The organism is Streptomyces ossamyceticus, assembly GCF_001418475.1.
Taxonomy (GTDB): Bacteria; Actinomycetota; Actinomycetes; order Streptomycetales; family Streptomycetaceae; genus Streptomyces; species Streptomyces ossamyceticus.
Genome location: NZ_LIQX01000103.1, coordinates 730 through 6901 on the forward strand (window position 1 = coordinate 730; position 6172 = coordinate 6901).

Below are 6172 nucleotides of genomic sequence, written 5' to 3' on the forward strand. Positions count from 1 at the left end.
GCGAGAGCCGGCGGGGCGGCGCCTGGCCGTCGCCGCGGAGCTGGGAGATGGCCCTGCGGCTGATCGCCTTCGCCAACGCCTCCGAGGTCTCCCGCGACGTCCTGTCCCTGCTGGTCAGGGGCACTGTCGGCGACGGTCCGGGGCTGGAGCTGCTGGCGAGCCTGGACCGGATGGACCTGCCGGACCCCGAGGAGCTGCTCGCGGACCCGGCGGGCGCGGTGCTGCCCGACCGGGGGGATCTGCGGCAGGCGGTGCTCGACGGGGTCGTGGCGGCCGTGCGGGCGCGCCCGGAGAAGCCTCGCTGGGACGCCGCGTGGGCGCTACTGGTCCGGGCGCTGGAGACGGGCGCCCCGGACCTGGTGGTCGTTCCCGCGACGACGCTCGCCTCGCTGCGCCGGGCGGACTGGGACGTGCCGACGGAGATCGAGCAGCTCGCCGGAGTGGTCACGCTGTCCCGGCGGGCGGACGAGGCGGCGAGCCGCGCCGCCGCCGCGACGAAGGTCCGCCGATGAGCGCCGACACGGCGAGGGCGCGCCTCGACGCGGCACTGGACCACGACAAACTGTTCACGGCCAGGCTCCAGGCGGCCAGGGCGCGGCCCTATCTGGCGACGGCGCTGTTCGCGCTGCATCCCGTCGTGTCCCGCCAGGTGCCGACCATGGCCGTCGACCCGCACTGGCGGTGCTACGTCTCCCCGGCCTTCGTGGACCGCACACCGGTGGAGGAACTGGCGGGCGTCTGGGTGCACGAGGTGTCCCATCTGCTGCGCGACCACCACGGGCGCGGCAACCGGATCGCCAAGGAGCTGGGGCTGACCGGTCCCGGGGACCGGCTGCGGATGAACATCGCCGCGGACTGCGAGATCAACGACGACGCGTTCGGCGACGGGCTGGTCAAGCCGGAGGGCGCCGTCGAGCCGTCGACGCTGCGGCTGCGCGAGGGGCTGCTCATGGAGGAGTACCTGCGGTTGTTCCGGCTCGGGCCGCTGATGAACGATCTGGCCTGGCTGGACTGCGGCAGCGGCGCCGACGGGCTGGAGCGGGAGTGGGACCTCGGCCCGGACGGGGCGCACGGCCTGAGCGAGCAGGAGAAGGACGCGGTGCGGTTCCGGGTTGCCCAGGGCATCAAGGGGCGTCCGGGCCACGCCCCGGAGGGCTGGCGGCGATGGGCGGACGACGCGTTCCATCCGCCGCAGCCGTGGCGGGAGTTGCTGGGCTCGGCGGTGCGTGCGGCAGTCGGCGGCGCCTGCGGGGGTGACGACTACACCTGTGGCCGGCCGTCCCGGCGCTCGGCCGGGGTGCCGGGGGCGGTGCTGCCGAGTCTGCGGCGGACCCCGCCCCGGGTCTCGGTGATCATCGACACCTCCGGGTCGGTCAGCGACGCCGAACTGGGCAGCGCGCTGCTGGAGGTGGCCGCGATCTCCCGTGCCGTGGGCGGGAGACGGGACCTGGTCACCGTGGTGCCCTGTGACGCGGCGGCCCGGATCGCCCATCCGCTGTGCCGGGCGGAGGGCATCCCCCTGGTGGGCGGCGGAGGCACGGATCTGCGGAGCGGGTTCGCCCGGGCGCTGCGGTCGCGGCCCCGGCCCGATGTCGTCGTGGTCCTCACCGACGGTCAGACACCGTGGCCGTCGAGCCGGCCCGCGTGCCGGACGGTGGTGGGCCTGTTCCCCCGGCACGGCGACTCCTGGGACGAGGACGACCCCGACTACGTGCCGGACTCACCGCCGGACTGGGCGCGGGTGGTCGAGATCGGGTAAGGGGCGGCGTCGGGAAGGCCCTGTGCCGCCGGGCGCGTGGGAAGGATCAGGTGCAGGAGGGGCCCCGCCATCGCCGTCGTGACGAGGGCCATGACGACCATGGAGGAATACAACCGGTGGTCCAGCGCCCCGAGTTGGAGGCCCACGGTGAGGATGACGAGTTCGGTCAGACCGCGGGTGTTGACGAGGACGGCGAGCGCCGCCGCCGGACGGCCCGGCAGTCCGGTGGCGCGGGCCGCGCCGAACGCCCCGATGAACTTGCCGCCGACGGCCACGACGAGGATGAGAGCCAGTTCGCTCAGGTCGCCGCCGTCCATGCCCGACAGATCGACCTTCAGGCCCGCGACGACGAAGAAGACGGGCAGCAGCAGAAGGTCGTTGAGGTGCGAGATCCGATCGGAGATCCGTTCCGAAGGCACGGGCGCCTGAGCGGCGGCGTCCGCCCGTCCGTCGCCCGCGTCGCCCGCGGTGCGCGCGGTGCGCGCGGTGCGCGCGGTGCGTCTCGGCATGATCGCGCCGAAGAGGAACGCCCCGAAGATGAAGTGGAGTCCGATCCACTCGGTGAAGGCCGAGGACGCCAGCAGACCGGCGAGCGTGACGACCGTCGAGGCGGAACGGTCCCGGTCCACCGCCCACGACCCGGCCAGGAGGCGGCGCAGCGCGGGTCCGGCCACGGTGATCATCAGCAGTACGTAGGGCACGAACAGCAGCAGGAGCCCCTGCGACCCGGTGGCCGCCCCCGATATCGCCACGACCGCGGCGAGCAGGGTCCAGGCCAGTACGTCGTCGATCGCGGCGCAGGCCAGGGCGACGGCGCCCAGCCAGGTGTGGCGGATCCCGCGGTCGGTGAGGATGCGGGCCAGCACCGGGAACGCGGTGACGGACATCGCGGCGCCCATGAACAGCACGAACCCGGTCCGGTCGGCGGCGGGGTGGCTGTCGAACAGGTGGAGGGCGAGGAGCGCGCCCAGCCCGAAGGGCAGGACGACGGAGCCGGCGGCGACGGTACCGGCCACGGCCCGGCGCCCGCGCAGGAGTCCGGTGTCGAGTTCCGCGCCGACGGTGAACATGAAGAGGGCGACGCCCAGGTTGGCCAGTGCGGTCAGGAAGGGCCGGACGTCGTCGGGGAAGAGGGCGCCCGAGGCCGCCTCGCCCAGCAGTGTCGGGCCGAGCAGGACACCGAGGAGGACCTCTCCGACGACGGGCGGCTGTCTCAGCCGCCGGGCCAGTGCGCCCGCGCCGAACGCGAGCAGGGAGATCAGGGCGAGGGCGAGGAACAGCATCGTCAGCTGGTGGTTCGTCACAGGGAGAACGTCTCCCCCGCTCCATCACTCCAACCACATGACAATGAAAATGATTATCGATAAGGTGGGCATGTCAACCCGGGCGCCTCCCTGCCGAGGCGCCGTCGGGCTGCCCTGACGCCTGAACCACACCGCACGAAAAGGGGAGCCGTGGCTCATCTGTTGGTGGTCGAGAGCTGGGTCGGATCGATGAGCAGGCTGCTGCCACGGGCCGTCCGGGAGGGCGGCCACGCGTTCACGTTCCTCACCCGCGACCTGCACCACTACCTGCGCGCGGCCCCCGAGGGCACCGCGCACCCCCTGCTCGGCGCGCGCCATGTGATCACGGCCGACACCAACGACCTCGACACCCTGCTGCCGGAGATCGAGCGGCTCGACGGCGTGTTCGGCTTCGACGGGGTCATCTCGTCCTGCGACTACTACCTGCCGGCCGTCGCACGGATCGCCGGGCACCTCGGGCTGCCCGGCCCCGGCCCCGAGGCGGTCGAGAACGCCTGCCGCAAGGACGCCACCCGCCGCGTCCTCACCGAGGCGGGCGTGCCGGGACCGCGCTTCGCCGTCCACGAGGAGTGGGCCGATCTCGCGCGCGCGGCACGGGAGATCGGCTACCCGCTGGTCGTGAAGCCGGTCGACCTGTGCGCGGGCATGTACGTGCGCCGTGTCGACGACGAGAGCGAACTGGCTTCCGCAGTGGCCGCGTTGGCCGACTTCCCGCTGAACGCGCGCGGGCAGCGGCGGACGCCCGCCGTGCTCCTGGAGGAGTTGCTGACCGGCCCCGAGGTGAGCGTGGAGACCGTCTCGTACGCGGGGGCGGTGCATGTCGTCGGGGTGACCGACAAGAGCATCGGTGGGGCACCGGCGTTCATCGAGACCGGGCACATGTTCCCCGCCGACCTGTCGTCGGCCGACGCGGACGCCGCAGAGCAGACGGCGCTCGGCGCGCTCAAGGCCCTAGGGTTGACCGACGGCGTCGTGGCGCACACCGAGATCAAGCTGACCCCGGACGGACCCCGTGTCGTCGAGGTCAACCCTCGGCCCGCCGGGAACCGCATCACCGAGCTGATCCGGCATGTCACCGGCATCGATCTCGCCGCTGCCGCCGTCGACGTCGCCCTCGGCGTCACGCCCGACCTGACGCGCCGCGAGACCGGACTGCTCAGCGCGGCCGTCGGCTTCCTCGTACCCGAGGTGTCGGGCACGCTCGACGCCCTGGACGACACCCCGTTGAGGGGCATTGACGGGGTGCTGGAGGCGCAGCTCGCCGAGCCGGGACGGCCGGTCAGGTCGGCCGGCAGCAACAACGAGTACCTCGGGCACGTCATGGTGGGCGATCCCCATGGGCAGGGCGCGCGGGCCCAGGTCGAGGCGCTGCTCGGCGAGTTGAGCGCCGGGCTGGTGATCCGGTGACCATCGCCATGACGGCCCGTGCGGCCACGTACGAGGAACTTCTGGAGCGGGCCCGGGCCGGAGAACTCGGTCCCGACCCGCGCACCCTGCGGATCGCGGTGGCCTTCGCGACCCGGCAGGCCGTACGGCACGACGGACGCGGCACCGGCTACCGCAACGAGGTGCTCAGCCTGCGGCTCGCCGGTGCCGTCGGCTCCTGCGCGGTCGAGCCGGGCGCCCTGCCCGACACGGCGATCGACGACTGCGTGGGCGCCGATGTGGCCCGGCTGCTGGACCATCCGCTGACGCCGGTGCGGGTGGCGGCACTCGACGCCTACCTGATGCACGTCACCCCGCACACCCCCGGTAACGGGGCGCGCCCGTTCCCCCTGCCCGCCGGCACCTCCCTGGAGAAGTCACGGGCGCGGGCGGAAGCCGTCGTCGACCTGCTCGACCTGCCGGCGGGCTCGACGGTCCTCGTCGTCGGGGTCGTCAACTCCCTGCTGGAAGCGCTGCGTTCCCGTGCGCTCCGGTACGTGCCGTGCGATCTCAAGGGCGGGGTGACGGAGTGGGGCGAGGAGGTCGTCACCGACGCGCTCGGCGCGGCCGGCCGCTGTGACGCGCTACTCGTCTCCGGGATGACGCTCGGCAACGACACGTTCGAACCACTGCGGCGCCACGCCCTGCGGCACGGCAGGCAGCTGGTGATGTTCGCGCAGACCGGCAGCGCGGTACTGCCCCGCTTCCTCGGGCACGGGGTGAGCGCCGTGTGCGCCGAGCCGTACCCGTTCTTCTGGCTGGACGCGGGCCCCGGTGTCCTGCACCGCTACCGCCTGGAGTGTCCGGGTCCCGGAGGTGGCCGGTGACCTCGCCGACCGCTCTGCGTTCCGTCGCCCGGCCGGAACTGCTGTCCCTCGTCGGGCGTACACCGCTGGCGCGGATCACCGCCGACCTGCCCGGCCCACAGCCAGGCTTCTGGGCCAAGCTCGAAGGGCTCGCGGCGGGCGGCATGAAGGCGCGGGCCGCCGTGTCCATGCTGCTGGGGGCCCGCGAGCGCGGTGAGCTGCGACCCGGCGCTCCGGTCGTGGAGTCCACGTCCGGCACCCTGGGCATCGGACTGGCCTTCGCCGGGCAGGCCCTCGGGCATCCGGTGGTGCTGGTCGGCGACAGTGAACTGGAGCCGTCCATGCGGCAGTTGCTGCGCTCCCATGGTGTACGGCTGGAACTGGTCGACCGTCCGGCGCCGCGCGGCGGCTGGCAGGCGGCCCGGCTCGCCCGGCTGCGGGAGCTGCTCGCCGTGCTGCCCGGCGCCTACTGGCCCGACCAGTACAACAACCCCGACAACACTGCCGGTTACGCGTCCCTGGCGGCGGAACTCGCGGTGCAGCTCGACCATGTGGACATCCTGGTGTGCAGTGTGGGCACCGGCGGACACAGCGCGGGCATCATCGGCCCGCTGCGGCGGCACTGGCCCGCGCTCGGTCTGATCGGCGTCGACTCCACCGGCTCCACGATCTTCGGGCAGCCGGCCCGGCCGCGGTTGATGCGCGGGCTGGGCAGCAGCATCCATCCGCGCAACGTCGCCTACGAGGCGTTCGACGAGGTGCACTGGGTGGGTCCGGCGGAGGCCGTGGACAGCTGCCGGCGGCTCGCCCGCGGCAGCTTCGTCAGCGGCGGCTGGAGCACCGGGGCGGTCGCGCTCGTCGCCGCGTGGGCGGCCCGT

General features: G+C 73.4%; 5 protein-coding genes and 1 pseudogene. 5 read left to right on the plus strand and 1 reads right to left on the minus strand.

The window, feature by feature from the left end; genetic code table 11:
• Together AOK15_RS46645 and AOK15_RS09540 are read left to right on the plus strand one after the other, a co-directional pair.
• Positions 1-512, plus strand: a pseudogene (locus AOK15_RS46645) (AAA family ATPase); the annotation flags it as partial.
• Entirely contained in the window at positions 509-1759 is a 1251-nt protein-coding gene (locus AOK15_RS09540; RefSeq protein ID WP_055514801.1) for a vWA domain-containing protein, read from the plus strand. The pseudogene AOK15_RS46645 and the gene AOK15_RS09540, both read left to right, overlap by 4 nt.
• On the opposite strand, the gene AOK15_RS09545 is transcribed toward AOK15_RS09540, so the two are convergent.
• On the minus strand, positions 1708-3063 hold the full coding sequence (locus tag AOK15_RS09545; RefSeq protein ID WP_055514803.1) for a cation:proton antiporter: 1356 nt from the start codon (positions 3061-3063) through the stop codon (positions 1708-1710). The two genes, AOK15_RS09540 and AOK15_RS09545, sit on opposite strands and share 52 nt — an antisense overlap.
• A 150-nt stretch (positions 3064-3213) precedes the next feature.
• Between AOK15_RS09545 and AOK15_RS09550 the strand changes: the two genes are divergently transcribed.
• From AOK15_RS09550 to AOK15_RS09560, 3 genes are all read left to right on the plus strand, one after another.
• Positions 3214-4470 (plus strand): ATP-grasp domain-containing protein, encoded by a 1257-nt coding sequence (locus AOK15_RS09550; protein WP_205632103.1) that lies wholly within the window; start codon positions 3214-3216, stop codon positions 4468-4470.
• An 8-nt stretch (positions 4471-4478) separates the two neighbouring features.
• On the plus strand, positions 4479-5315 hold the full coding sequence (locus tag AOK15_RS09555) for a Rossmann-like domain-containing protein (protein ID WP_055514810.1): 837 nt from the start codon (positions 4479-4481) through the stop codon (positions 5313-5315).
• A partial coding sequence (locus AOK15_RS09560) for a PLP-dependent cysteine synthase family protein (protein ID WP_055514806.1) occupies positions 5312-6172 on the plus strand: 861 nt, incomplete at its 3' end. The genes AOK15_RS09555 and AOK15_RS09560, both read left to right, overlap by 4 nt.